Annotated in this window: 22 protein-coding genes and 1 pseudogene; 11 read left to right on the top strand and 12 right to left on the bottom strand. The window is 69.3% G+C overall.

Annotation, left to right across the window (positions count from 1 at the left end; genetic code table 11):
• Window positions 1-32 precede the first annotated feature (32 nt).
• The 6 genes from DMP23_RS04235 (at window position 33) to DMP23_RS04260 (ending at window position 7,630) form a co-directional block, all read left to right on the top strand.
• Window positions 33-1,010 (top strand): ABC transporter permease, encoded by a 978-nt coding sequence (locus DMP23_RS04235; protein WP_037819149.1) that lies wholly within the window; start codon window positions 33-35, stop codon window positions 1,008-1,010.
• A complete protein-coding gene (locus DMP23_RS04240) occupies window positions 1,010-2,017 on the top strand; it encodes an ABC transporter permease (protein ID WP_337820225.1) in 1,008 nt (335 codons plus the stop codon). Before DMP23_RS04235 ends, DMP23_RS04240 begins: the two co-directional genes overlap by 1 nt.
• Entirely contained in the window at window positions 2,014-4,146 is a 2,133-nt protein-coding gene (locus DMP23_RS04245) for an ABC transporter ATP-binding protein (RefSeq protein WP_037819153.1), read from the top strand. Before DMP23_RS04240 ends, DMP23_RS04245 begins: the two co-directional genes overlap by 4 nt.
• Before the next feature lie 40 nt (window positions 4,147-4,186).
• Window positions 4,187-5,878, top strand: coding sequence for an ABC transporter family substrate-binding protein (locus DMP23_RS04250; RefSeq protein ID WP_337820226.1), 1,692 nt, complete (start codon window positions 4,187-4,189; stop codon window positions 5,876-5,878).
• Between the two features lie 80 nt (window positions 5,879-5,958).
• Window positions 5,959-6,894 carry a DUF3592 domain-containing protein gene (locus DMP23_RS04255; protein ID WP_337820227.1) on the top strand — a complete coding sequence of 312 codons (936 nt, stop codon included), beginning with the start codon at window positions 5,959-5,961 and terminating at the stop codon, window positions 6,892-6,894.
• Window positions 6,895-7,033: 139 nt separating this feature from the next.
• On the top strand, window positions 7,034-7,630 hold the full coding sequence (locus DMP23_RS04260) for a hypothetical protein (RefSeq protein WP_337820228.1): 597 nt from the start codon (window positions 7,034-7,036) through the stop codon (window positions 7,628-7,630).
• Window positions 7,631-8,103: 473 nt separating this feature from the next.
• On the opposite strand, the gene DMP23_RS04265 is transcribed toward DMP23_RS04260, so the two are convergent.
• The 4 genes from DMP23_RS04265 to DMP23_RS04280 are packed head-to-tail and all read right to left on the bottom strand — an operon-like array spanning window position 8,104 to window position 10,260.
• The gene (locus DMP23_RS04265) at window positions 8,104-9,081 is read right to left on the bottom strand and encodes a phosphotransferase family protein (protein ID WP_337820229.1); all 978 of its coding nucleotides are present in this window, start codon (window positions 9,079-9,081) and stop codon (window positions 8,104-8,106) included.
• Window positions 9,082-9,102: 21 nt separating this feature from the next.
• On the bottom strand, window positions 9,103-9,480 hold the full coding sequence (locus DMP23_RS04270) for a hypothetical protein (RefSeq protein WP_337820230.1): 378 nt from the start codon (window positions 9,478-9,480) through the stop codon (window positions 9,103-9,105).
• A gap of 10 nt (window positions 9,481-9,490) precedes the next feature.
• Window positions 9,491-9,694, bottom strand: a complete 204-nt coding sequence (locus DMP23_RS04275) for a hypothetical protein (RefSeq protein WP_037819169.1) — start codon at window positions 9,692-9,694, stop codon at window positions 9,491-9,493.
• On the bottom strand, window positions 9,691-10,260 hold the full coding sequence (locus DMP23_RS04280) for a hypothetical protein (protein ID WP_337820231.1): 570 nt from the start codon (window positions 10,258-10,260) through the stop codon (window positions 9,691-9,693). The genes DMP23_RS04275 and DMP23_RS04280 overlap by 4 nt, the downstream gene beginning before the upstream one ends.
• Window positions 10,261-10,384: 124 nt before the next feature.
• Here DMP23_RS04280 and DMP23_RS04285 point away from each other — a divergent pair, with 124 nt between their 5' ends.
• From DMP23_RS04285 to DMP23_RS04295, 3 genes are all read left to right on the top strand, one after another.
• Window positions 10,385-11,560 (top strand): histidine kinase, encoded by a 1,176-nt coding sequence (locus tag DMP23_RS04285; RefSeq protein WP_134731245.1) that lies wholly within the window; start codon window positions 10,385-10,387, stop codon window positions 11,558-11,560.
• Entirely contained in the window at window positions 11,557-12,210 is a 654-nt protein-coding gene (locus DMP23_RS04290) for a response regulator (RefSeq protein WP_037819172.1), read from the top strand. The genes DMP23_RS04285 and DMP23_RS04290 overlap by 4 nt, the downstream gene beginning before the upstream one ends.
• 110 nt (window positions 12,211-12,320) lie before the next feature.
• Window positions 12,321-13,754 carry an APC family permease gene (locus DMP23_RS04295; RefSeq protein WP_238607523.1) on the top strand — a complete coding sequence of 478 codons (1,434 nt, stop codon included), beginning with the start codon at window positions 12,321-12,323 and terminating at the stop codon, window positions 13,752-13,754.
• A gap of 2 nt (window positions 13,755-13,756) precedes the next feature.
• Here the strand turns inward: DMP23_RS04295 and DMP23_RS04300 are convergent, their stop codons facing one another.
• Entirely contained in the window at window positions 13,757-14,563 is an 807-nt protein-coding gene (locus tag DMP23_RS04300) for an NAD(P)-dependent oxidoreductase (RefSeq protein WP_337820232.1), read from the bottom strand.
• Here DMP23_RS04300 and DMP23_RS04305 point away from each other — a divergent pair.
• Window positions 14,454-14,840 (top strand): winged helix-turn-helix transcriptional regulator, encoded by a 387-nt coding sequence (locus DMP23_RS04305; RefSeq protein ID WP_337820233.1) that lies wholly within the window; start codon window positions 14,454-14,456, stop codon window positions 14,838-14,840. The genes DMP23_RS04300 and DMP23_RS04305 overlap by 110 nt on opposite strands.
• On the opposite strand, the gene DMP23_RS04310 is transcribed toward DMP23_RS04305, so the two are convergent.
• Genes DMP23_RS04310 through DMP23_RS04320 form a run of 3 tightly spaced genes read right to left on the bottom strand, consistent with a single transcriptional unit; the run spans window position 14,810 to window position 17,764 of the window.
• Window positions 14,810-15,565 (bottom strand): DUF6885 family protein, encoded by a 756-nt coding sequence (locus tag DMP23_RS04310; protein WP_337820234.1) that lies wholly within the window; start codon window positions 15,563-15,565, stop codon window positions 14,810-14,812. The genes DMP23_RS04305 and DMP23_RS04310 overlap by 31 nt on opposite strands.
• A complete protein-coding gene (locus tag DMP23_RS04315) occupies window positions 15,553-16,905 on the bottom strand; it encodes a glutamine synthetase family protein (RefSeq protein WP_337820235.1) in 1,353 nt (450 codons plus the stop codon). Before DMP23_RS04315 ends, DMP23_RS04310 begins: the two co-directional genes overlap by 13 nt.
• Window positions 16,906-16,963: 58 nt before the next feature.
• Complete coding sequence (locus DMP23_RS04320; protein ID WP_337824357.1) at window positions 16,964-17,764, bottom strand: EamA family transporter; 801 nt, start codon at window positions 17,762-17,764, stop codon at window positions 16,964-16,966.
• A gap of 341 nt (window positions 17,765-18,105) precedes the next feature.
• On the opposite strand from DMP23_RS04320, the gene DMP23_RS04325 reads away from it, so the two are divergent.
• Window positions 18,106-18,285: a DUF7455 domain-containing protein gene (locus DMP23_RS04325; protein WP_037358805.1), complete on the top strand. Its 180-nt coding sequence runs from the start codon at window positions 18,106-18,108 to the stop codon at window positions 18,283-18,285.
• A gap of 683 nt (window positions 18,286-18,968) precedes the next feature.
• Here DMP23_RS04325 and DMP23_RS04330 read toward each other — a convergent pair.
• The 4 genes and pseudogenes from DMP23_RS04330 to DMP23_RS04345 form a co-directional block, all read right to left on the bottom strand.
• Complete coding sequence (locus tag DMP23_RS04330; RefSeq protein ID WP_337820148.1) at window positions 18,969-19,802, bottom strand: transposase family protein; 834 nt, start codon at window positions 19,800-19,802, stop codon at window positions 18,969-18,971.
• Between the two features lie 474 nt (window positions 19,803-20,276).
• Window positions 20,277-21,447, bottom strand: a pseudogene (locus tag DMP23_RS04335) (ROK family protein).
• Between the two features lie 22 nt (window positions 21,448-21,469).
• Window positions 21,470-22,903 carry a sugar ABC transporter permease gene (locus DMP23_RS04340; RefSeq protein WP_037819236.1) on the bottom strand — a complete coding sequence of 478 codons (1,434 nt, stop codon included), beginning with the start codon at window positions 22,901-22,903 and terminating at the stop codon, window positions 21,470-21,472.
• Between the two features lie 17 nt (window positions 22,904-22,920).
• On the bottom strand, window positions 22,921-23,694 hold the full coding sequence (locus DMP23_RS04345) for an ATP-binding cassette domain-containing protein (RefSeq protein ID WP_037819184.1): 774 nt from the start codon (window positions 23,692-23,694) through the stop codon (window positions 22,921-22,923).
• Window positions 23,695-23,757 lie beyond the last annotated feature (63 nt).

Below are 23,757 nucleotides of genomic sequence, written 5' to 3' on the forward strand. Positions count from 1 at the left end.
GGATCCTCCGGCCCCGGTGAAGCGAGGCAACTGTGATCGGGTTCCTCCTCCGCAGACTCGTCAACTACATCGCCCTGTGCCTCGTCGCGACTTTCGCGGCGTTCTCCTTGGCGTCGCTGTCGTTCAGCCCGCTGGACGCGCTCAAGCTGCGCAATCCGCCGGCTCCGCAGGCGACCATCGACGCCAAGGCCGCCGAGCTGCACCTGGACCAGGCGATCCCGCACCGGTTCTTCACCTGGCTGGGCGGCGTGTTCCAGGGCGACTTCGGCCGCACCGTGGCCGATCAGGCGATCACCGACGAACTGTTCCGCCGCGCGGGCGTGAGCCTGCGGCTGTTCCTGCTCGGGATCACGATCGGCATCATCATCGGCGTGCTGGTCGGCGTGGTCAGCGCGATCCGGCAGTACAAGATCAGCGACTACATCGCCACCACGTTCTCCTTCGTGGTGCTGTCGACGCCGGTGTTCGTGATCGCCACGATCCTCAAGGCGGGCGCGCAGTCGGTCAACGACAACCTGCTCGACGGCTACCAGTTCTTCATCGTGCAGGGCGAGGGCGGAGCGGTCGACGGCGGTTTCGGCGACGTCCTGCTCGACCGGCTGCAGCACATCATCGTGCCGACCCTGGCGATCGTGCTGACCCAGGTCGCCTACTACAGCCGCTACCAGCGTTCGGCGATGCTCGACGTGCTCGGCTCGGACTTCCTGCGCACCGCCCAGGCCAAGGGCCTCACCCGCAGGCGCGCGCTGTTCAAGCACGGCCTGCGCACCGCGCTGATCCCGATGGCGACGCTGTTCGCGTTCGGCTTCGGCCTGCTCATCACCGGCGGCGTCTTCACCGAGAAGATCTTCGGCTGGTACGGCATGGGCGACTGGCTGGTGACCGGCATCCAGAAGCAGGACACCAACATCGTCACCACCGTGACCCTGTTCATCGCGATCTGCGTGCTGCTCGCCGGCTGGCTCGCGGACGTGCTCTACGCCGCGCTCGACCCGAGGGTGAGGATCTGATGGCCGCCCCATTGAACGAGGCCGACCTCGCCGACTCGGCCGTCGCCGCCACCGAAACGGACGCCTCGCAGCAGACCGGGAAGTCCTCCAGCCGGGGCAGGCTCGTCGCCCGCCGGTTCTTCCGCAACAAGCTGGCCCTCGTCGGGCTCGTCGTGATCCTGCTGTTCTACGTGCTGGCGTTCACCTACAGCTGGTATTCGCCGTGGGGCTACGACGAACTGGACCCGACCTCGACGCTGATGCCGCCGGACCGCACGCACTGGTTCGGCACCAACCAGATCGGCGGCGACATGTTCGCGCAGACCATGCGCGGGCTGCAGAAGTCGCTGACCATCGGCCTGCTGGCCGCGCTGTTCTCCACCGGCGTGGCCTCGATCGTCGGCTCCGCGGCGGGCTACTTCGGCGGCTGGACCGACCGGGTGTCGATGTGGGTCGTCGACCTGCTGCTGATCCTGCCGCCGTTCCTGATCATCTCGATCCTGTCGCCCGCTTTCCGCGGCAAGACCTGGCTGATCCTGGTCGGCCTGATCGCGCTGTTCCAGTGGATGATCACCGCCCGCATCGTCCGCGGCATGACGCTGACGCTGCGCGAGCGCGAGTTCGTGAAGGCCGCCAAGTTCATGGGCCAGTCCCCGTGGCGGATCATCTTCAAGCACATCGTGCCGAACATGGCTTCGCTGCTGATCATCGACGCGACGATCAACGTCGGCGTCGCGATCATCATGGAGACGTCGCTGTCGTTCTTCGGCTTCGGCGTGCAGGCTCCGGACGTTTCGCTGGGCACGCTGATCTCGGCGGGTTCCGACGCGGTCCGGACGTTCCCGTGGCTGTTCTACATCCCGGCCGGCTTCCTGGTGTTCACCGTGCTCGCGGTGAACTTCGTCGGCGACGGCCTGCGCGACGCGCTCGACCCGTCGTCCAGCCGTTCGCGGCGCAAGGAACGCAAGCGGATCGAAGAAAAAACCCAGTCGACCGCCTCGACGCAGACCGTGGGAGCAGAAGCATGAGCGCCGCACTCGAACTGAGCGCGGAAACGGGCAAGCCGACTGGCACCGTGCTCGAGGTTTCCGACCTCGAAGTGTCCTTCCCCTCCGAGTCCGGCCGCGTGCACGCGGTGCGCGGGCTGAACTACCAGGTCGAGGCCGGCGAGGTGCTCGGCATCGTCGGCGAGTCCGGTTCGGGCAAGTCGGTGTCGTCGCTGGCGGTGATGGGGCTGCTGCCGCCCCAGGCGCGCGTGTCGGGCTCGATCCGGTTCCAGGACAGCGAGTTGATCGGCAAGTCCGACACCGAGCTGTCGAAGATCCGCGGCAAGAAGATCTCGATGGTCTTCCAGGACCCGCTGTCGGCGCTGACCCCGGTGTACACCGTCGGGGCGCAGATCGCCGAAGCGCTGCTGGTGCACGGCAAGGGCACGATCACCAAGCAGCAGGCGAACAACCGCGCGGTCGAACTGCTCGACCTGGTCGGCATCCCGAACGCGGCGGCGCGGGCGAAGGCGTTCCCGCACGAGTTCTCCGGCGGCATGCGCCAGCGCGCGGTGATCGCCATCGCGATCGCCAACGACCCGGACCTGATCATCGCCGACGAGCCGACCACCGCGCTCGACGTGACGGTGCAGGCGCAGGTGCTGGAGGTGCTGAAGACCGCGCAGGAGGTCACCGGCGCGGGCATCGTGATCATCACGCACGACCTCGGCGTGGTCGCCGGGTTCGCCGACCGGCTGATGGTGATGTACGCCGGGCGCGCGGTGGAGCAAGGTCCGGTCGAGACGATCTACGCCCAGCCGCGGATGCCGTACACGCTGGGCCTGCTCGGTTCGATTCCCCGTGTCGACGCGCGGGAGAAGCAGCCGCTGGTGCCGATCGAGGGCCAGCCGCCGTCGCTGGTGAACCTGCCGCAGGGCTGCCCGTTCGCGCCGCGCTGCCCGCTGGCGATCGACGCCTGCCGGACGGCCGAGCCGGAGCTGTTCACGATCACGCCGGGCAACCCGAACGCGCCGGTCGACACGACGCACCGGGCCGCCTGCATCCGCACCGAGGAACTCGCCCGTCCCGACGCGGACGCCGCCGAGGTCTACGGCGCCGAGGTGATCGAGGAGGCCGAGGTCGCGTCCCTGCCGCGCACCGAGCGCTCGACCGTGCTGGACGTGCAGGACCTGCAGAAGCACTACGCGGTCAGCAAGGGCACCGTCTTCAAGCGCAAGGTCGGCGTCGTGCGCGCGGTCGACGGGATCACCTTCGACATCGTCGAGGGCGAAACCCTGGGCCTGGTCGGGGAATCCGGCTGCGGCAAGTCGACCACGCTGATGGAGATCCTCGAACTGGCGGCCCCGTCGCACGGTTCGGTCGCGGTGCTCGGCAAGGACGTGGCGAAGCTCGCGGGCAAGGACCGCAAGTCGATCCGCCGCGACCTCCAGGTGGTCTTCCAGGACCCGATGGCCGCGCTCGACCCCCGGCTGCCGATCGGCGACATCATCGCCGAGCCGATGGTGACGCACGGGTTCTCGAAGGAGCGCATCGACCAGCGGGTGCCGGAACTGCTCGGGCTGGTCGGGCTCCGCCCCGAACACGCCGACCGGTACCCGGCGGAGTTCTCCGGCGGGCAGCGCCAGCGCATCGGCATCGCGCGGGCGCTCGCGCTGGAGCCGAAGCTGATCGTGCTCGACGAGCCGGTGTCCGCGCTCGACGTGTCGATCCAGGCCGGCGTGATCAACCTGCTGGACGAGCTGAAGGCCAAGCTGGGCCTGTCGTACCTGTTCGTGGCGCACGACCTGTCGGTGGTCCGGCACATCGCCGACCGCGTGGCCGTGATGTACCTCGGCAAGATCGTGGAGATCGGCGACGTCCGCACGGTTTTCGAGGCGCCGCAGCACCCGTACACGCAGGCGCTGCTGTCCGCGATCCCGATCCCGGACCCGGCCAAGGAACGCGAACGCGGCCGGATCATCCTCACCGGCGACCTGCCCAGCCCGGCGAACCCGCCGTCGGGCTGCCGGTTCCGCACCCGGTGTTTCGTCTTCTCCCAACTGTCCGAAGAGGACAAGAAGAAGTGCGTCGACGTCGAACCTCCGCGCGAATCCCGCGCCGAGGACCACGACGTCGCGTGCCACTACGCCAAAACCCGCGAAGTCGTGTAGCCACGATCCGTTGGCACACCAGAAGAAGGAAGGTAAACACATGCGACGGAGAATGGCCGCGATCGTGGCCCCCGTTGCCGCTCTGGGGCTCCTGCTCGCCGCTTGCGGCGGAGGCAGCGGCGGCGGCGACAAGGGATTGCAGGACACCGGTTCCTCGGGCGTCAAGACCGCCGACATCAACGCGCAGCCGATGGACAAGGTGAAGGACGGCGGCGACTTCAAGTGGCCGGTCGACCAGCTGCCGGACAACTGGAACTACTACCAGGTCGACGGCACGGTCCTGGACGGCGCGAGCATGTTCGGCGCGATCCTGCCCTACCCGTTCCCGCAGAACGCGGACGCGACGGTCGGCCTGGACAAGAACTACCTGACCTCTGCTGAGATCGTCAGCAAGGACCCGCAGGTCATCGAGTACAAGATCAACCCGAAGGCCAAGTGGAGCAACGGGCGCCAGTTCTCCTGGGAGGACTTCGCCGCGATGGCGAAGGCGCTGAACGGCAAGGACACCGCCTACCAGGTGTCCAGCACCACGGGTTACGAGGACATCGCCAAGGTCGAGAAGGGCACTGACGACCTCGACGTCAAGGTCACCTTCGCGAAGAAGTTCGCGGAGTGGAAGTCGCTGTTCTCGCCGCTGTACCCGAAGGAGGCGATGGCCGACGCCAACACCTTCAACAAGGGCTGGGCGCAGAAGGCCCAGATCACCGCGGGTCCGTTCAAGATCAAGAGCGTCGACTACACCGCCAAGACCGCGGTGTTCGAGCGCGACCCGAACTGGTGGGGCGACAAGCCGAAGCTGGACACCGTGACCTACAAGGTCGTGGACCGTCCCGCGCTGGCGGACGCGTTCGCCAACGGGCAGATCGACTTCTACCCGCTGAACAACGACATCAACGCGTTCAAGCGGGCCCAGGCGGACCCGAACGCGGTCGTGCGCCAGTCGGCCTACCCCGACTACACGCACATGACGCTCAACGGCGCCCCGTCCTCGATCCTCGCGGACAAGGACCTGCGGCTGGCGGTCATGCGCGGCGTGGACACGGTGACCATCGCGAAGTCGATCCTCGGCCAGATGCAGAAGGACACGACGCCGATCGGCAACCACCTGTTCCTCAAGGGCTCTAAGACCTACGAGGACAACAGCGGCCCGTACAAGTTCGACCAGAACGCGGCCAAGGCCGAGCTGGACAAGCTGGGCTGGAAGCAGTCCGGCGACCTGCGCGCCAAGGACGGCAAGCAGCTGAAGCTGCGCCTGGTCATCCCGTCGGGCACCCCGATCAGCCAGCAGACCGGCCAGATCCTGCAGTCGCAGCTGAAGGCGATCGGCGTGGGCATCGACATCGTCGCGGTCCCGTCGACCGAGTTCTTCAAGAACTACGTGAACGTCGGCAACTTCGACCTCACGCTGTTCCGCTGGATCTCGAACTCGTTCCCGATCGGCGGCAGCAAGGGCATCTACTACCTCGACCCGAAGAACGTCAACCAGAACTACGGCCGGATCGGCAGCGACAAGGAAAACCAGCTGCTCGACACCGCCGCGCAGGAACTGGACGACACCAAGCGGGCCGCGGACATCAACGCCGCGGACAAGGAGATCTGGGCGCTGGGCCACCAGCTTCCGATCTTCCAGTCGGTCGGCGCCTTCGCCGTCCGCAAGACGGTGGCCAACTACGGTTCGCCGGGCTACGCGAACAACCCGTACGACTACCCGAAGATCGGGTTCGTGAAGTAATCCTCCCCCAGCGGGAATCGAAGGAGCGGCGCGGACTCCCCGCGCCGCTCCTTCCTTTTTGGACAGTTAAGGTGATCCTTGTGCGGAAGTTCCTGCGATTGCGGCCGGTGCGGCACATCCTGGTGACGAGCGCGGTCGTGCTCGTCGCGTGCGCCGCGGTGTTCGTGGTGCAGCTGCTGGAATTCAACAGCGCCCGGCCGCGGCTGCAGGGGCTGACGGTGAACGCGACCGGGATCGTCTCGCGGGTCGACGACAACACGGTCACCGTGCGGTTCCCGGTGCCGAACCAGCAGGAAGCGAGCGCGGCGGTCGAACTGGACACCACTCCCCCGCCGCTGGGCACGAAGGTTCCGGTGCGCTACGACCCGTCGGCCCCCTCGCGCGCGGTCACGACCGGCGCTTCGGCTTTGGTGACCGCCGACCGTGCCTCGACGTACGCGACCGTCACGGTGGTCGCGGTGCTCGCGATGCTGGCGGTGAACGGCTCCCTGCTCTTCACGCGATTCGTGCAGCCCTCTCGGCGCAAGGTGAGCGCGTCGGTGCCGATGCGCCGGGTGAAGGTGCAGCGCGGCTTACTGACGCGGTCGTGGCTGGAGACCGACACCGCGACGCCGCGCTGGATCCCGGTGTATTTCTCGCCGACGCTGATCGGCCTTCCGTCGCCGTCGCGCGTCGAGGTGCTGGGCGACCTGCGTACGGACCGCCACGTTGCCGTCCGGATCAACGACGAGGTGCTGTACCCAGCGGGTTCGGTGCGCACGGGCGAGCCTCGCGGCCGTCGCCTAGACAACCCTTCCGAGCCGGACGAGGAACGCGCGCTCGCCGCTGCCACGCCGGTACGGCTCGCGCGGCAGTTCCGTGCCGACCTGCCGGTGCTGGCGGTCGCCCCGGTGGTGGGCGCGTTCTGGGCGCTGGTCGACGGGAGCGGATTCGCGGGCTGGCTGACGGTCAGCGTGCTGATCGCGGCGTTCGGGTTCTGGTGGGCCGCCCTGCGCGGCTCGGACCCGTCACTCTGAGCGGATTCGCTGCTACAGTCGCGCCATGTCGGTCGAACGGCCCTAGGAACCCGGACGGGTCTACCCGTCCCTCGCGACCCTGCCTTGTCCTGAAGGCCGCAGTCCCCTGCGGCCGTGTCGCCGTTCCCAGGAGCTGTTCTTGTCCAGCACATCGAGTGCTGGGAGCTACCGTGCTGTCCTGACGATCCCGCATGCCGCCGCGACCTTCGGCGCGGCATTGACGGGCCGTCTCGCGTTCGGGGTGCTCCCGCTTGCGTTGTTGTTCACCGTCCAAGAGGCCACCGGGTCCTTCACCGCCGCGGGCGCCGCCGTCGCCTGCTTCGGGCTCTCCTCGGTCCTCATGCCGTTCAAAGCCCGCGTCATCGACCGCTTCGGGCCAGCCCGGACCCTTCCCGTTCTCGTCACCGCCACTGCCGCCCCGCTCGCCGCACTAGCGCTGCTGGCCTGGTCCGGCGTCGCTGCCTCGGCCCCGTATCTGCTGCTCAGCATCTTCTTCGGCGTCTGTGCCCCGCCGTTGGGGCCAGTGATGCGGATGCTCTGGCGAAGCCTCACCGAGAACACCGCGCTCCTCGAACGCGCGTACAGCCTGGACTCTGCCTGCGAGGAAACCCTCTATCTCGCGGGTCCGGTCACCACCGGCGCGATAGTCGCGACCGCCTTCCCGGCTGCCGCGCTGCTCGCCGCCGCGGGGTTGCCCGGTCAGCCGTGTCGGCAGAACCGCTCAACTGGAGTCTAGGACCGCTGAGCACCCGTCGATTCGCCGCACTCGCCACGATCGTCCTCATTACCGCTGCGGGCACCGGCATCGCTGTCACCACCGTCGTCGCCCGCGCACAAGAGCACGGCAACCCGGGAGCCACCGGTACATCGAAGCCGCGCTCGCCCGCGGGAGCGTCCTCGGCGGACTCGCCTGGCGCCAGCGGGAACAACAGCGGCCAGCGTCCACCCCGCTGACCGGGTTGATCCTCGTGCTCGCCGCGGGGATCGCACTCGCTGCGACAGCGGAAAACCTGGTGGTACTGGGCATCGTCATGGCCGCGGTCCCCGTGTTCGTCGTGTCCTACCTGGCTTCGGACAAGCTGGTTCCCGAACACCAGAGCACCGAAGCCAGCACCTGGGTCGACACCGCCAACAACCTCGGCGCCGCAGCGGGCTCCACCACCGCAGCGTTCCTCGCCGGCGCAGTCATCCTCGGCGATGGCGAAACCGCTACTCCGATGACTCCAGCGCCGTCAGGATCTCCGCCACCTCCGGATACGACTCCTCGACCTTCCCCTCCTTGCCCAGCCGATACCGCTCCAACCGGACCGCACCGAGATGGCGGGCTTCGTAGTACAACGCCCGCCTCCGCGCCGACGGGGATGCGTCCGGCTGGCCGTAGGTGTCCCAGAACCAGTCCCGCCTCGAGCCGGTTTTCGCTGACGCCATGCGGATCGTCCAGTCCGCCGCCGGGTCGCCCCACCAGCTGCGGTCGTGGTCGAAAACGCCGACGATCTCCAGTTCCGGCGTCAGCATCACGTTCACGTGCCACAGATCCCCGTGCAGCAGGCGCGGTTCGGCGATCTCGTCGAGCAGCGCGGCGTCGCGCTTCGCCCAGGCGGCTACCTCGCGCAGGTCCGATCCGTCGAGGCCGAGGTCTTCGACGTCCGCGGCGTTGTTCTCGAAGTACGCGATCAGCGCTTCGCTCCAGGTCGCGAAGTGCGGCCCGGCCACGAGACCGAAGCCGGGGCCGCGCACGTCATGGATAGCGCGGGTGATTTCGCCGAGCTGGCGGAAGTACGGCGCCCGTTCCTCCGGCTCGAAGCCCCGGAGGACTTCCGGGCCGGGCTCTCCGGGGAGAACGGCCTGCAGCACGTAATCGCGGCCGATGACCTGGTGCGTGAAATCGGCGGCGAGCGTGCGCGGCATCAGCGGCGAGATCGGCGCGAAGTACGGCGCGGCAAGGTATTCGTTGCGCATGAACTGGGGCTCGATCCGGGTCTGCCTCGCCGGTTCCGGGGCGACGCGCAGGATCGCCGGGCCGTCGGCCAGCTCCACCCGGTAGGTGTTGTTGTAGCCGCCCCATCCGATTTCGACGGCGGACCGCACGCTGGTGCCGAGCGCGCGGCGGCACAGCAGTTCGATCTGGTCGGCGGAGAGGGGTTGCTGGAACGCGTCCGAAGGCCGGTCTTGAGGCTGGAAGTCCACCGGAGCATCCTGCCACTCCGCTCAGGACAGCACTAATCCTTTACGGCTCAGCGATTCCTCGATCCGCAGCCGTTCGAGATCCCGGTCGGCGCCCTCGCGCAAGCCGTCGAGCCGGTGTTCGACGCCGATCTCGCGGCAGGCGGTGACGAGCAGTTCGTCGTACGCCTGCCGGGTGCCGATCCGGCGCGCGGCAGGCGTTCCGGCGGGGAGTTGCGCGAGGGCCCGGCGTACTCGGCGCAAGTCCGCGGCCACCTGCTCCACCGGCGGTGCGGACGGCACGGGAGCGGCACGTCGCCGACTCAGCCAGCGGCAGAGCGCGGGAACGCGGAGGGCAGCCCAGAACAACGCCGAGGGGGCCACGCTGACCACGGCGAACAGCAGAACCGGACCGGCCGCCATGCTCCCGAGTTTAGCCGCGGCGGCGGTTGCGCGCCCGGTTCGCGAACAGCACCGCCACGCCCGCGCCGAGCAGGACGATGCTGGCGATCACGTGCAGCTGCGGCGGCAGCACGTGCAACTGCAGGAACCAGCTCGGGTGCTCGGATCCGGCGATCCGGTTGATCAGCCCGCCCGCGCCCTGCACCACCAGGAGAACGCCGATCAGCTCGATCATCGCGACGCCTCCTTTTTCGGCGCGGAGGAACCGAAAATCTCCTGCCACAGCGGTCCGAACACGAACCACAGACCGGTGACCGTGCCCAGCCGCGGCAGCCAGCCCCACAGCGGCTCGACGTGGCCCGACTTGCCGACCACCACGATCGCGAGCAGCAACAGCCCGGCACTGATCGCGCAGGCCAGCACGCATTTGCCCCATTCGCGCCATTCCTTGCGGGCCTTCGCTCGGCCGTACAGCTTCTCCGGCCGCGGACCGCCGGCGAACCGGTGCGCGAACCGGACGTCGGCCCACTCCACCATCGACGGGCCGAACACCACCGAGAAGCCCAGATACACCGCGGCCAGCCCGTGCGTCACGTTCGGCGTCGCGCCGTTCATCAGGTCGATCACCGTGATCACCAGCAGCACCAGGTCCACCACGGGCACCAGCGCGAGCAGCACGGTGCTGGCCTTCTGCCTGCGCAGCGCGTACCGGGCCAGCAGCCCGGCCGCGATGAAGACCCAGAACCCGATCTCGCACGCCACGATGGCGGCGGTCAGCGGGCTGTTCAGAAACTCGTCCATGGCTTCACTGTCGCGGGCGCGGACGTCCGCGCGCGTCAGCGGACGGCACGATCGGGGGGTCATCATTTCGTAGGACGACCGGGCCGCCGCGGTGTGCTGTCATGGTCGGGTGCGCCTGCGAGACCTGCGCTCGGCCCTCCCCCGGCCGCGCGAACTGCCGCCGTGGCAGCAGAACGGCCTCGTCGCGCTCGCGGTGTTCGCCGGCGGCACGATGCTGTACCTCACCGGCGGCCACCAGCTGCTGCCGAACGGCGACCCGTTCCCGCTCTGGGTCCGGTTCGCCGAACTGGGCGCGATGTGCCTCGCCGCGTTCCTGCGCCGGACGGTGCCGTGGGGGCTGCTGGCCGCCACCGGGATCGTCGGCGTCGACGTCGCGCTGGGCCTGTCGCTGCCGATCGTCATCGCGTACACGGACTTCCTGTACTCCGCGATGCTGCACGGTTCCCGGTGGACGACCCGGGTGCTGGTCGGCGTGACCGCCACCGTCACGCTCACCGTGCTGTTCGTGTTCCTGGCCGTGGCGGGCTGGCGGGCGGCGGCGCTGGGCGCGTTCAGCATGCTGTCGTTCCTGCTGGTCCCGGTGTGGTGGGGCGCGAATGTGCGCCAGCAGAGCGATATCGCGGCGTCCGAACGCGCCAACGCCGAACAGCTCGCGACGATCGCCGCGCTGGACCGGCGGGCAGCGGTGGCAGCCGAACGCGCGCGGATGGCCCGCGACCTGCACGACGTCGTCGCCGGGCACCTGTCGGCGATCGCCATCCAGTCGGAGGCGGCACTGTCCATGGCAGACGATCCGAAGACCGCGCAGACCGTGCTCGTCGCGGTGCGGGAGAACAGCGTGCGCGCGCTGGAGGAAATGCGCGCGATGATCGGCCTGCTGCGTTCGGAATCCGCCGAGGACGAGGTGACCGCTCCGGCCCGGCTGGCCGAACTGGCCAGGCTGGTGGAATCGGCACGCGCGGCCGGCATGACGGTCACCGTGGATTCCACTGTGGACGAAGAACTGCCGACCGCGGTCGACCTCACCGCGTACCGGATCGCGCAGGAGTCGCTGACGAACGCGGTCAAACACGCGCCGGGCGGCCGGGTGACCGTGCGGCTTCGCGTGGCCGACAGCACGCTGACCGTCGAAATCGGCAACGAACTGCTCGGCGCGCCGACCCAGCCCGACAGCGGCGGGCACGGTTTGCTGAGCATGCGCGAGCGCGCGCACGCCGTCGGCGGCACCCTGCGAGCAGGACCGTCCGGGCCGCGCTGGCTTGTCCACGCCGAACTTCCCCTTGCCGGAGAGCCGTCATGACCGTCCGAGTCCTCGTCGCCGACGACCACGGCGCCATCCGCGCCGGGCTCGCGCTCATCCTCGGCAACGCCGAGGGCATCGAGGTGGTCGGCGAGGCCGCCGACGGCGAGGTAGCCCTGCGCCAGGCCCGCGCGCTGCGGCCGGACGTCGTCCTGATGGACGTCCGGATGCCCGGCACCGACGGGATCACCGCCACCCGCCAGCTGATCGCCGAGGGGCTCGCCGAAGTCCTCGTCCTCACCACCTTCGACCTCGACGAGTACGTGCACGCCGCGCTGCGCGCCGGGGCCGCCGGGTTCCTGCTGAAGTCGGTCGAGGCGCCGCGGCTGATCGAGGCAGTCCGGCTGGTCGCGGCGGGCGAGGGCGTGCTCGCCCCGCAGGTCACGAAACGGCTGATCACCGCGTTCGCCAGCACCCCGGCCGGGCCTTCGCCCGCCCCGACGGGTCTCGCCGACCTCACCGAACGCGAGCGCGAGGTGCTCGGCTGCCTCGGCGCAGGGCTCTCGAACGCCGAGATCGGCACCCGGCTGTACATCGGCGAGGCGACGGTGAAAACGCACGTTTCCCGGGTGCTGGCCAAGCTCGGCCTGCGGTCCCGGGTGCAGGCGGCGATCCTGGCCCAGGACCACGGCATCGAGCCACCCGGCTGACCCGCACCTCCGGCGAAGCCACCGCGAAACCCACGTCGCCCAAGACCATGGCATTGAGCCACCCGGCTGACCGTTCTGCGCATCCGCGCGCGACCTTCTAACGTTCCCCCATGGGTGAGCGGAGAACTCTCGACGTCGACGAAGTCCTCAAGCGACAGGAATCCGGCGAGCTGAAGCGGCGGCTCAGGGGACGCGACCTGATCGGGTTCGGCGTCGGCATCATCATCGGCACCGGGATCTTCACCCTCGCCGGGGTCGAGGCGAAAACGCACGCCGGGCCGTCGGTGACGCTCTCGTTCGTGATCGGCGCGGTGGTCGCCGGCCTCGCCGCGCTCTGCTACGCCGAGCTGGCCTCCAGCGTGCCGACCGCCGGCAGCGCCTACACCTACGCCTTCGCCACCCTCGGCGAGGTCTTCGCCTGGATCATCGGCTGGGACCTGCTGCTGGAGTTCGCGCTCGGCGCGGCCGTGGTGTCGCGCAGCTGGTCCGGCTATCTCGCGAACCTGCTCGGGCTGTCGCCGGACTGGTTCGGCGAGAGCGCGACGGTCAACGTCGGCGCGGTGCTGATCATCGCGGTGCTGACGGTCGTGGCCGTGGTCGGCATCAAGGAGTCCTCGTGGCTCACGAACCTGCTGGTGCTCGTCAAGGTCGCGGTCTGCGTGCTCATCCTCGCCGTCGGCGTGTTCTTCGTGAAGGGCTCGAACCTCACCCCGTTCGTCCCGCCCGCGCAGCCGCCGTCGAGCAGCGCGAACGCGTTGCACCAGCCGGTGGTCCAGGCCGTCCTCGGGCTCGAGCAGTCGGTATACGGCATCGCCGGCATGGTCACTGCCGCGGCGGTCGTGTTCTTCGCCTACACCGGCTTCGAGGCGCTCGCCAACCTCGGCGAGGAGACCATCAACCCGCGCAAGGACCTCCGCGTCGGCATCCTCGGCGCGCTGGCCGTGTGCGCGGTGCTCTACATCGGGGTCTCGATCGTGCTGACCGGCATGGTCCACTACACCGACATCGACTCCGGCGCGCCGCTCGCGGACGCGTTCGACCGGGTCGGCCAGCACTGGGTCGGCGCGCTGATCTCGCTGGGCGCGGTCACCGGGCTGACGTCGGTGATGATGGTCGAACTGGTCACGATCGGCCGGATCGGCTTCGCGATGGGCCGCGACGGCCTGCTGCCCAAGGCGATCGGCACGGCGCACCCGCGCTGGGGCACGCCGCACCGGATGACCATCGGCGGGGCCGCGCTGATCGCCGTGCTGGCGGCGTTCGTGCCGATCTCGGCGCTGGCCGACATGGTCAGCATCGGGGCGCTGTCGGCGATGATCATCGTCGCGGTCGCGGTGCCGGTGCTGCGCAAGCGCCGCCCGGACCTGAAGCGCCCGTTCACCGTGCCGTTCTCGCCGGTGGTGCCGATCATCGCCGCGGTGGCGTGCTTCTACCTGATGCTGAACCTCGACGTGATGACCTGGATCCGGTTCGCCGCGTGGCTCGTGATCGGCCTGCTGATCTACTTCTTCTACGGCCGCAAGCACTCCCGCTTCGCCAAGTAGGTTCAGGCCACTGCCAGGTGCACGCGGTGGTGCCGCGGGTTCTCGACCTCGTCGAGCAGCGCCACGGCGAAGTCGGCGTACGAGATCTTGGCGGAGAAGTCGAACTGGTCGCCGATTTCGTAGCGGCCGGTGCGCTCGCCGTCGTGGTCGAAGTCGCCGACCGGGCTGACGTACACCCAGTCCAGCCCGGTGCCTTCGGCGCGCAACACCTCGAGCCCCGCCGCGTGTGCCAGGCAGAAGGGCCGGAACTCCGCCGGACCCGAGTCCAGCGCCCGGGTTCCGTCAGCGGTGGGCAGCAGCACGGACAGCCCGACCGCGACCAGCCGAGCCTGCGCTAATCCGGCAACGAGAGCGTGTGCGGCGTTGGTGAAGAACGCGTGCGGGTCGGTGCCCTCGCCGTAAACAGCGGCCGCGTTGATGACCGCGTCGTGCCCGGCGGCGAGGGCTGCGACATCGTCCGCGCTGGTGACATCGCCTGCGACGACGTCGGCCAAGTCTCGGTAGCGCGCGGGATCGCGGACCACCGCGGTGACGTCGTGCCCGCGCCGCCGTGCCTCCGCGACCGCCTGCCGTCCGGCCCGGCCGCCCGCCCCGAAAACAACGATCTTGCTCATCGTGGGAATACCTCCTGGGGTGTCGATGCTCTGGAAGGTAGCCAGGGGGCCGGTTCCCTCCGGGATACTTCGAGAGGAGACCGCGATGACCGTTCGGCAGCCATTGCCTCCCGACCTGTTCGAGGAGCTGTGCCCGTCCGCGCTGGTGCCGTTCCGGTTCGGGGACAAGTGGTCCGCACTGGTCATCCGCTGCATGGAGGACGGGCCGCGCCGGTTCTCCGAACTGCGGGTGCCGCTGCATCGCGTCACGCCGAAGGTGCTGACCCAGACTTTGCGCGGCCTCGAACGCTCCGGCCTCGTCTCCCGCACGGCGCACGCCGACCCGGCATCAGGCGTCGAATACGCGCTGACGCCGCTGGGCCGCAGCCTGCTGGAGCCGATGAAGACGGTGTACGGCTGGGTCGCCGAGCACTGGGAAGAACTGCTGGACGCGCAGGAGCGCTACGCCGCGCCGGTGCGCAACCCGGCGTAGGAAACCGCCTGCGCCAACGCCTCCGCATACCGGGAATCCGCGACCAGCAGCACCGATTCGAGCCCCGCCGCGATCCATTCCACCGGCTGGTCGTGCACGCCGTCGTCGCCCAGTTCGCGGTAAGTGTCCACAACGGACAGCAGCGTTCCCTCCGCGCCGAGCCGGACTCCGGCGATCAGCACGTGGTGCGGCGCGGGCGGCCGCCACCGGTTCGTCCACAGTGGAGGGATGCCGGTGTCGAGGTAGTCCAGCAGCGCTCGTTCCGGCGTGTCCGGCGATCCCAGTTCCGCCGGGTCGACCCGCGCCAGCACCGCCACTCGCGGCAATTCCCACAGGCCCAGCAGCAAATCCGAGACCGTCGACGCGCTCCACTCCCCCAGCGCCGGAACCACCGCCAGCTTCTCTTCCGACAGCGTCCGGATAGCTGCGGCCAAGCCGTCCAGCGAGGTGCCCGCAGCTATCTCGTCGAACGGCACCGGAAGGCGGAAGTCGTTGCGGGACAACGCACCTGCCGGACGGCTGGGCGACGCGCGCACGGTCCCGGCCGCGATCGCGACCTCGTCCTGGTCCGGCACCGCGATGTCCGCCGCGCGCAGCGTCACGAGCCCGGTGAAGGCCGCCGCCAACCCGTCTTTCTGCGGCAGTTCCGCCCGGGCCTCGGCGACCAGGCGCGCACCGCCGGGAAGCCAGTGGACGTCGGAAAGCCCCGTGTTCAGTACCGCCACAGATGCGCCGCCACGATCTCCTCAGGCGCCCGCTCGGCGGCCCACGCCGCGTCCGAGGCGCGCACCGCGCGGAACGCGCCGAGCAGCTCGTCCCCCATCGCCCCGGACACGCGCGGATTCGCCAGCAGCGCAGTGTCCTGTTCGGACGGACTCGCCGGCAGCGGCAGCACGCCCGCGGTGTTCCGTTCCCCTTCGCTCCAGCCGCCCGGGTCCTCCGCGATCGGGTCCGGCAGCACCGCCGAATCCTCGATCCCGGCCATCCCGGCAGCGAGCACTACCGCCAGCGCGAGATACGGATTGGCCGACGCGTCCGACGTCTTCAGCTCGACATTCGCGTGCTCCGTCCCGAGCAGCGCCGTGCCCGGGACGTACCGCAGCGGCGCTTCGCGGTTCTCGACGCCCCAGAACGCATACGCACCAGCGAAAAACCCTGGCCGCAACCGCATCGTCGACGGCACGCTCGGTGCGGTGATCGCCGTCAGCGCGGGCAAATCCCGCAGCAGCCCGCCGAGGTACGCCGCGCCGTCGCCTTCCGGCACCCCGTCACCAGCCAGGAGGTTGCGGCCCTTGCGACGGACCGAAGTGTGCAAGTGCCAGCCGTTTCCCGCGGCTCCGAGACCGATCATCGGCGCGAAAGTCGCCACCAGCCCGTGTGCGTGCGCGGCCGCGTGGATGGTCTGGCGCGCCAGAAGCTGATCGTCCGCCGCGGAGACCGGATCCGTGGCAGCGAGCGACAATTCGAGTTGTGCGACGCCGTATTCCGCGTGCAGCTGGCCGATCTGCAGGCCGTTCGCGGAGAAATCGTGCAGCAGCGCGGCGATGAAGTCGTCCAGGCCGATCAGCGCGTGCGGACTGTAGGCCGGACCGCGGTGTCCCGGCGCGGATACGACGTCCTCGCTGCCCGCTGGCGCGACGGAAAACTCCAGCTCGTACCCTGCCCGGAATTCGAGACCACGTTGTGCTGCCTCGGCGACCTGCCGCTCCAGCACGGAACGTTGGCAGTAGGGCCACGGCGAACCGTCCGCGGCGATCTGCCGCACCGGCGCCCAGGCAAGCGCAGGCTGCCCGGCGAGCCGGCGGAGGCGTTCCACGACCGGCACCAGTCGGATGTCGCCCGAGGGCGTGCTGAGGCCGGAATGGGCGTAGGTGATGGCGTCGTGGCTGTCGAAGACCGCGAACAGCGAGGTCGCGCCCACGCCGCGGACCGCCGCGTCGGCCAGCCCGCCGACCGGGACCACCCGCGAGCGCGGGATGCCGTTGTTGTCCGCCCAGGCCAGGTGGACGCCACCGACCCCCGCCGCGGCCAGGTCTTTCGCCGCCGCCGACGCCGCCTTGGTCATGGCAACCTCCTCGGGATCAGTATCGCGGGCCCGCGCCGTCCGGGCCATCCGCGAATGTTCACCCGGGCGGCTCAGTGACCGGCCCGGCGTCGTCACGGCTGCGCAACGCCACTCCCGCGACGACGGCGAGCGTCCCGATCGCTTCGACGACGCTCGGCACCTGCGCGAGCACCACGAACCCGACAACCCCCGCCGTCACCGGCAGCAATGCCAGCAGCACCGCGAACCGCGCCTGCCCGAGACGGCGCAGGACCACTTGGTCGAGCGCATACGGCACAACGGTGGACAACACGCCGACGCCGATCCCGAGCAGCAGCATGCGTGGCGAACCCCACACTTCACCGGTGCCCAGCGCGAGCGGCGACAGCACGACGGTCGCCACCACGAAGCCGACCGCCAGCGAATCCAGCCCGTCCCCGCCGATCGCGACCCGCTTGCCGAGCACGATGTACCCCGCCCAAGCAGCCGCCGCGGCCAGCGCGAACACGACGCCGAGCGGACTGCCCGCGATCCGCACGTCCGCGATCGCGACCACCCCGAGCGCCACCAGGACCAGCGCGATCAAATCGCGCCGGGTCCGTGACCCAATCGCCGCCACGACCACCGGACCGGCGAACTCCAGCGCGACGACCGTGCCCAGCGGCAACCGCGCGATAGCCTCGTAAAAGACCACGTTCATCCCCGCCGTGACGACGCCGAAAGCGCCCGCGAGCAGCAGCCGCTTGCCCCGCCAGGCTGCTTTTGGCGGCCGCCGCCACAGCAACAGCACGGCGGCCGCCCCGAGACAGCGCAGCCACGCAACCCCGGAGGGCGTGGCGTGCCCGAAGAGGTCGACCGCGATGGCCGCACCGGCATACATGGAAATTCCGCTGAGAACGAACAAGACCGGTGCCGGAATCGCGTTCACGCGTTTCCAGGAGAGTGCAATGCCCACTCCCGCATGGTGCCTGACCACGGAAAACGCCAAGCGCCGGGTGGTCTGGTCCTACGGGTTGGGACGCCGCTGCGGCAACCGGGCTAATTCGGCGTGACGCACCTCCCACCGGCGCGGGAACACTTGCGGGCCGCCAAACGTCTGCAAGAGTGGAAGCACGAACACAGCGGAGCCGGAAGCGATCCCCGCCGAAGGCATCGACACCGAAGTGGGCGTAGCTGGATCGAGGCACCGGGCGACCGGTGCCGGGACGGAGGGAGACCCCCATGACAACGCCGACGCTCACCCGCCCCGAATTGACCGCAGCCGACCGATGCGACCGGTGCGGAGCAGCAGCTCAGGTACGCGCTGTCCTCAGCTCCGGAGGCGAGCTGCTCTTCTGCGGGCACCACGCCCGCGAGCACGAGGCCAAGCTCAAGGAACTGGCCGCGGAGATCCAGAAGTAAGTTCGCTCACCCGACAACAGCTACCCGGAGGCGGCAGGCGCAGCGCGCTTGCCGCCTCCGGCGTTTTTCGGGCCGAGTTACGCACTCGGTTTGCTGTGGCCGCGTCAGGCACTTGAGGCGCGAACCTGCTCCACTCGGCTGCCTGAGCGAGTCCTGGGCCTCCGCACTGGCCCCGCACGCCCGCCACGGCGGCAAGTGCTGACCCCCTCGCACCGACAGCCTCGGCGAACGCCGATTTCCGTCACACCCGCCGCCTAGGCAAGTGCTGACCTCCGCGGGGGCACAACCCATGGGCGCCGCCTCGCCGCGTTCCTGCCCCGTTAACCGGCAAGAGCACGCTCCGAGCGCGAGACGCTTCCCCAAGGTCCGTGAAGGGCTCCTTGAGGGAATTGGATTCCCTCAAGGAGCCCTTCACGGACCTCGAACAACCACGTTTCCGCAGGCTGGCCAGCTGGCATGCCGTGAGGGGAACCCTCACGGCCGCTGATTCCCGCAGGGTTCCCCTCACGACCCCGCCTCGCTCGCCCCACACCCACCGCCGCCGGATGCGCCCCAATGCGGCATTGGGTGCGTCAGATGCACCCAATGCGGCGTTCGGTGCGTGGGATGCACCCAATGCCACATTGGGGATTTTTCATCCTGGTTTGTGCTGTTCATGGCGGGTTGACGGGGTGTGGTAGTTGTCAGGCCGGGGTGGGCTGGGCGGTGTCGCGGACGGCTTGTTCGTGCTGGGTGAGGACGAGCAGGGCGCGGACGAGGGTGGTGGCGTGGCGTGGTGCGATGCGGAGTTTGTCGAGGACGCGCCAGGTTTTGAGGGCGGCGAAGCCGCCCTCGACCGCGCAGCGCATCGCGTTGAACACGCTGTTGGCCTGTTTCTGCGGCTCGGTGAGCGGCCGGTTGGTTTCGGCTTTGAACGGGGTGAGCACGATCTGCGCGCAGGGGCCGCCGCAGTCCGGGCAGTGGCGGGTGTCGCGGACGTCTTTGTGCCAGCCCTGGTAGCCCTTGTCCGCGGCGGGGGTCAGGCCGTGGGCGTGGAGGCGGTCGCGCAGCCGGTGGCGGCGGGCGGCGGTGATGTCGGCGGTCCTGCCCGGCAGCACGGCCGAGACCCACAGCAGCCGTCCGTGTTCGTCGGTGAGGCCTTGGACGTTGAGGCCGTGGTGTTTGTGCTTGCCGCTGTAGTTGCGGCGATTGTCTGTGCCGGTGCGGCGGCGGGTGCGGATCAGGGTCCCGTCGGCCAGCACCACCGCCGCGCCGCGGGCGGCCAGCCGCCGCAGCACCCGCCCCAGCCGCGGCGCCCGGGCCGCGAGCAGGTCGATGGCCTCCAGCAGCCAGCGGCGCAGCGTGGCGGCCGACACCGCGTTGGCGCGGGACAGGTCCAGCAGCCGCTGGTCGTGGCGCAGCATCGCCAGCACCAGCACCGCCTGCTCGGCCGGGGACGCCTTGCGCCACCGCGACCCGATCGCCCGGCGGCGGCGGCCGATCAACCCGGCCAGCATCGCGATCGTGGGCGGCGACACCGGCAGCACGCTGCGATACGAGGCCAGAACCTGCTGTGAGACAGTGAGAGCGGAGCCCCCGGACGTTTTTTCTCGAGTCACGACTTGATCAACATCCGGGGGCTCCGCCGCGTTCCCGCCCGGCCCACGCCCGCCCCGCAACTCCGTTACAGCACAACCACAACCAGCCCCGTCAACCCCACCTAACCAGCACCAACAAGATGAAAAATCCCCATTGGGGCGCTACACCGCCACCCACCAGACCGCAGCCAGCGCACCCAACGAGCGAGGCACCCAGCCCCTCCCCCAACCCCGATACGAAGCTCCCCTGCGGTTCGGGGGTGCTTGTCAAGGCATCTTTCCCGCCTTGACAAGCACCCCCGAGCCGTCAGCACAATCAAGCTTCGGGGTGCCCCACGCAACCAACAGGCGCAATGTCGCCGCCAGGCGACGAGCCGAAGGGGACGAGCCGAAGGGGACGAGCCGAAGAGGACGTCAAACCGTATCCAGAACCACCTCAAAAGCCACCTCAGCAGCCCCCAGCAGCTTCACATCCGCCCCCAAAGCCGAACTCACGATCCGAGTCCCCCCCAACAGCCCGGGAAACCAAACTCCGCCCCCGAACCTCCTCGGCAACCGCCCGCATCACCGACTCCGGCAGCACAGTCAGCAAATCCCCCAGCACCACCAGCTCCGGCCCCAGCAGGTTGACCACGTTGACCAGCCCCAACGTCAGCCACTCCGCATACTCAGCCAACCGGGAAGAAGCCGCGACAGTATCCAGCCCCAGCTCCCGCAGCTCAACGAGAATCACCCCGCGCGGCGTGTCCTCCGGCAACCCCAGAGCCCGGCACAGCGCGGCCTCGCCGATCTCGGTCTCCCAACACCCGCGGCTGCCGCAATAACAAGCCCGCCCGCCAGGCCGGATCGCCATGTGCCCGATCTCGCCGACATACCCAGCGCCGCCGCGCAGCGAAGACCCCTGCGAAATCACCCCGCCGCCGACACCGACGTCCGCGGACACGTACACCGAGTCCGAAGACCCCCGAGCCGCCCCGCGCAAATGCTCGGCAACGGCACCCAGCTCGGCGTCGTTGGCTACCAGCACCGGAATCCGCAGCACCGCCGACAGCCGGTCCCCGAGCGCCACATCGGTCCATCGCAGGTTGGGCGCTTCGTGCACCAGCCCGTCGGCCCGTCGCACCACCCCGGGCACCGACACGCCGACCGCGATCGGTTCCACGCCGAGGTCGCTCGCCAGGACCCGGGTCGACTCGATCACGTGCGTGATCACCTCGTCCGCGGTCCGCGTCCGGGTGTGCAGGTTCCAGCTGTTGCGCCCGAGGATCTGCCCGCCGAGCCCGACCAGCGCGATCGCCACGTGTTCGACCTGCAAATCGACCGCGAGCACCACCGCGGCGTGCGGCTGCGGCAGGACCAGGAGCGAGGGGCGGCCCGCCCCTCGCCCTGGCCTCGGCACTTTCTCCTCGACCACGCCTGCCTCGGCGAGACCGTCGACGAGGGTTTTGATGGTGCTCCGGTTGAGCCCCAGCTCGGTGGCCAGGGCAGCCCGCGTACTGGGCCCGCCGACGTGCAGCAGGCGCAACAGAGTCGTGCGGTTGTGCCGGCGCACCTCGTCCGGGCGGGCGACGGGCGGGCTGCTCACCGGATCATCTTCCCATCTGCCCTCAGCGTGCTGACGCCTCAGCCCGCCGTCGCGACAACGCGTCCACCGAAGCGGCCAGCAGCAGCACCAGGCCGGTGATGATGTTGACCACCGCGGCCTTCTGCTGAAGCAGGCCGAGACCGTTGTTCACGATCGCCAGCACCGCGCCGCCGATCACCGCGTCCATGATCCGGCCCTTGCCGCCGAACAGCGAGGTGCCGCCGATGACCGCCGCGCCGACCGCGAACAGCAGGGTGTTCAGACCGCCGGACTGGCCGCTGACCGAACCGACCTTCGACGAGTACACGATCGCGCCGATCGCCGCGAACGACGAGCTGATCACGAACACGCTGGTGCGCAGCTTCGGCACGTTGATGCCGGCGCGACGCGCGGCTTCCTTGTTGCCGCCCACCGCGTACAGGTGCCGGCCGTACTTCGTGCGGTTGAGCACGTAGGTGCCCGCCACCAGCAGGACCAGGACGATCGGCACGACGTACGGCACGCCCGCGATCACGACGAGGTCGTTCGACGCGCGGTTGATGGTGAGGAGATAGGTCGCGACCGCGGCGACGACCGCGATGGCGCCGACCTTCGCCAGCACGATCGGCGTCGGCTGGACCACCAGCCCGCGCTTCAGCCGCGAGAAGTGCTGTCCGAGCGCGAGAACCGCGTATCCGCCTGCCGCGACGACGAAAAGCACCCAGCTGCCGACGATCGAGAGGTTGCCGTTGGCGACCGCGTTGAGCGTGTCGCTCGTGCTGATCGGCAGCGTGCCGCCTTCGCCGACGAACTGCAGGATCACGCCCTGCCAGACGATGAACAGCGCCAGCGTGACGACGAACGACGGCATGCCGATCTTCGACACCAGGAAACCGGTGATGCAGCCGATTGCGGTGCCGGTGCAGACCGCGATGAGCATTTCGACCCACGCGTTGACCGGCGCGCCGACCATGATCACCACGATGCCGACCAGCGAAACCGCCGCCCCGGCCCAGATCTTCTGCAGCAGCGCCAGCACCACCGCGAGCACGAGCACCGCGATGAACGTGATGAAGACGCCGGTTCCCATGGAGCCCAGCAGGTTTCCATTGTGGACATAGTGCAGCGCCATCAGCGACGCGCAGACGCCGGACGCGGTGCCCGCGGACAGGTCGATCTCGCCCAGCAGCAGCACGAACACGATGCCCATCGCGATGATGGTCTGGCCCGCGCCCTGCTCGAGCAGGTTGGCGATGTTCTGCAGGGTGAAGAAGTCGCCGGACAGCGCGCTGAACAGGACGGCGAGCACGATCACGCCGAGCACGGCGGGAATCGAGCCGAGCTGCCCGTCCTTCATCCGCGCGAAGTAGTCCTTGATCGCCTCGCCGGTGGACAGCGAGGTCGTGTCGATGCCGAAGTCGGCGATCGCCCCGGAGGGCGCGTCCGGCGTCTGCGGCTTCTCGGAAGTTTCGGTCATGGCGGGTTCTTTCTCGCTCACAGCGCGACAGCTTCGGGACGGGCCAGGCCGAGATCGCCCGATCGGCCCGCGGTGATGAGTTCGACGACCTGGCTGTGCGTCACGTCGCCGGTCTGCACCTCCGCGACCAGCCGGCCGAGGTACAGCACCGCGATCCGGTCCGCGACCTCGAACACGTCGGCCATGTTGTGGCTGATCAGCACCACGCCGAGGCCCTGTTCGGCCAGCCGGCGCACCAGATCGAGCACCTGCTTGGTCTGCGCGACGCCGAGCGCCGCGGTCGGTTCGTCGAGGATGACGACTTTGCTGTTCCACAGCACGGATTTCGCGATCGCGACCGTCTGGCGCTGACCGCCCGACAGCGAGGAAACCGGGGTGCGGACGGATTTCACCGTGCGCACGCCGAGCGACGCCAGCGTCTCGCGCGCGGCCTTCTCCATGCTGGCCTCGTCGAGCAGCCAGCTGCTGCCGCGCTCGCGGCCGAGGAACATGTTCTGCACGATGTCGAGGTTGTCGGCGAGGGCGAGGTCCTGGTAGACGACCTCGATGCCGAGTTCGGCGGCGTCCTTGGGGCCGCGGATGTGCGCGTCCGCGCCGTTGAACCGCACGGCTCCGGTGTCGTACGGGTGGATGCCCGCGATGCATTTGACCAAAGTGGACTTGCCGGCCCCGTTGTCGCCGACGAGCGCGGTCACTTCGCCCGCCCGCACGGCGAAGTCCACGTCGTGCAGGACGTGGACCGGGCCGAAGCTCTTGTTCAGGCCGGTGATGTCGAGAATGGGCTCGCTCATGGGATTCGCTTGTCTCTCGCGTGGATACCGGGCCGGGACGCGCGTCGGGGGAACGCGTCCCGG

The sequence above is a fragment of the Amycolatopsis sp. A1MSW2902 genome, assembly GCF_017312175.1.
Taxonomy (GTDB): Bacteria; Actinomycetota; Actinomycetes; order Mycobacteriales; family Pseudonocardiaceae; genus Amycolatopsis; species Amycolatopsis nivea.

Bases quoted from the DNA above. Each gene is read 5' to 3' on its own strand.
- DMP23_RS04275 (WP_037819169.1), bottom strand. From the start codon at position 9,694: ATGATCGAGCTGATCGGCGTTCTCCTGGTGGTGCAGGGCGCGGGCGGG.
- DMP23_RS04300 (WP_337820232.1), bottom strand. From the start codon at position 14,563: ATGCAGCGGATGACCAGTGCGGACCACTTGTCCCCGAACCGGAACGGC.
- DMP23_RS04290 (WP_037819172.1), top strand. From the start codon at position 11,557: ATGACCGTCCGAGTCCTCGTCGCCGACGACCACGGCGCCATCCGCGCC.
- DMP23_RS04245 (WP_037819153.1), top strand. From the start codon at position 2,014: ATGAGCGCCGCACTCGAACTGAGCGCGGAAACGGGCAAGCCGACTGGC.
- DMP23_RS04345 (WP_037819184.1), bottom strand. From the start codon at position 23,694: ATGAGCGAGCCCATTCTCGACATCACCGGCCTGAACAAGAGCTTCGGC.
- DMP23_RS04305 (WP_337820233.1), top strand. From the start codon at position 14,454: ATGACCGTTCGGCAGCCATTGCCTCCCGACCTGTTCGAGGAGCTGTGC.
- DMP23_RS04240 (WP_337820225.1), top strand. From the start codon at position 1,010: ATGGCCGCCCCATTGAACGAGGCCGACCTCGCCGACTCGGCCGTCGCC.
- DMP23_RS04295 (WP_238607523.1), top strand. From the start codon at position 12,321: ATGGGTGAGCGGAGAACTCTCGACGTCGACGAAGTCCTCAAGCGACAG.
- DMP23_RS04325 (WP_037358805.1), top strand. From the start codon at position 18,106: ATGACAACGCCGACGCTCACCCGCCCCGAATTGACCGCAGCCGACCGA.
- DMP23_RS04340 (WP_037819236.1), bottom strand. From the start codon at position 22,903: ATGACCGAAACTTCCGAGAAGCCGCAGACGCCGGACGCGCCCTCCGGG.
- DMP23_RS04270 (WP_337820230.1), bottom strand. From the start codon at position 9,480: ATGGCGGCCGGTCCGGTTCTGCTGTTCGCCGTGGTCAGCGTGGCCCCC.
- DMP23_RS04280 (WP_337820231.1), bottom strand. From the start codon at position 10,260: ATGGACGAGTTTCTGAACAGCCCGCTGACCGCCGCCATCGTGGCGTGC.
- DMP23_RS04315 (WP_337820235.1), bottom strand. From the start codon at position 16,905: ATGACCAAGGCGGCGTCGGCGGCGGCGAAAGACCTGGCCGCGGCGGGG.
- DMP23_RS04320 (WP_337824357.1), bottom strand. From the start codon at position 17,764: ATGTATGCCGGTGCGGCCATCGCGGTCGACCTCTTCGGGCACGCCACG.
- DMP23_RS04250 (WP_337820226.1), top strand. From the start codon at position 4,187: ATGCGACGGAGAATGGCCGCGATCGTGGCCCCCGTTGCCGCTCTGGGG.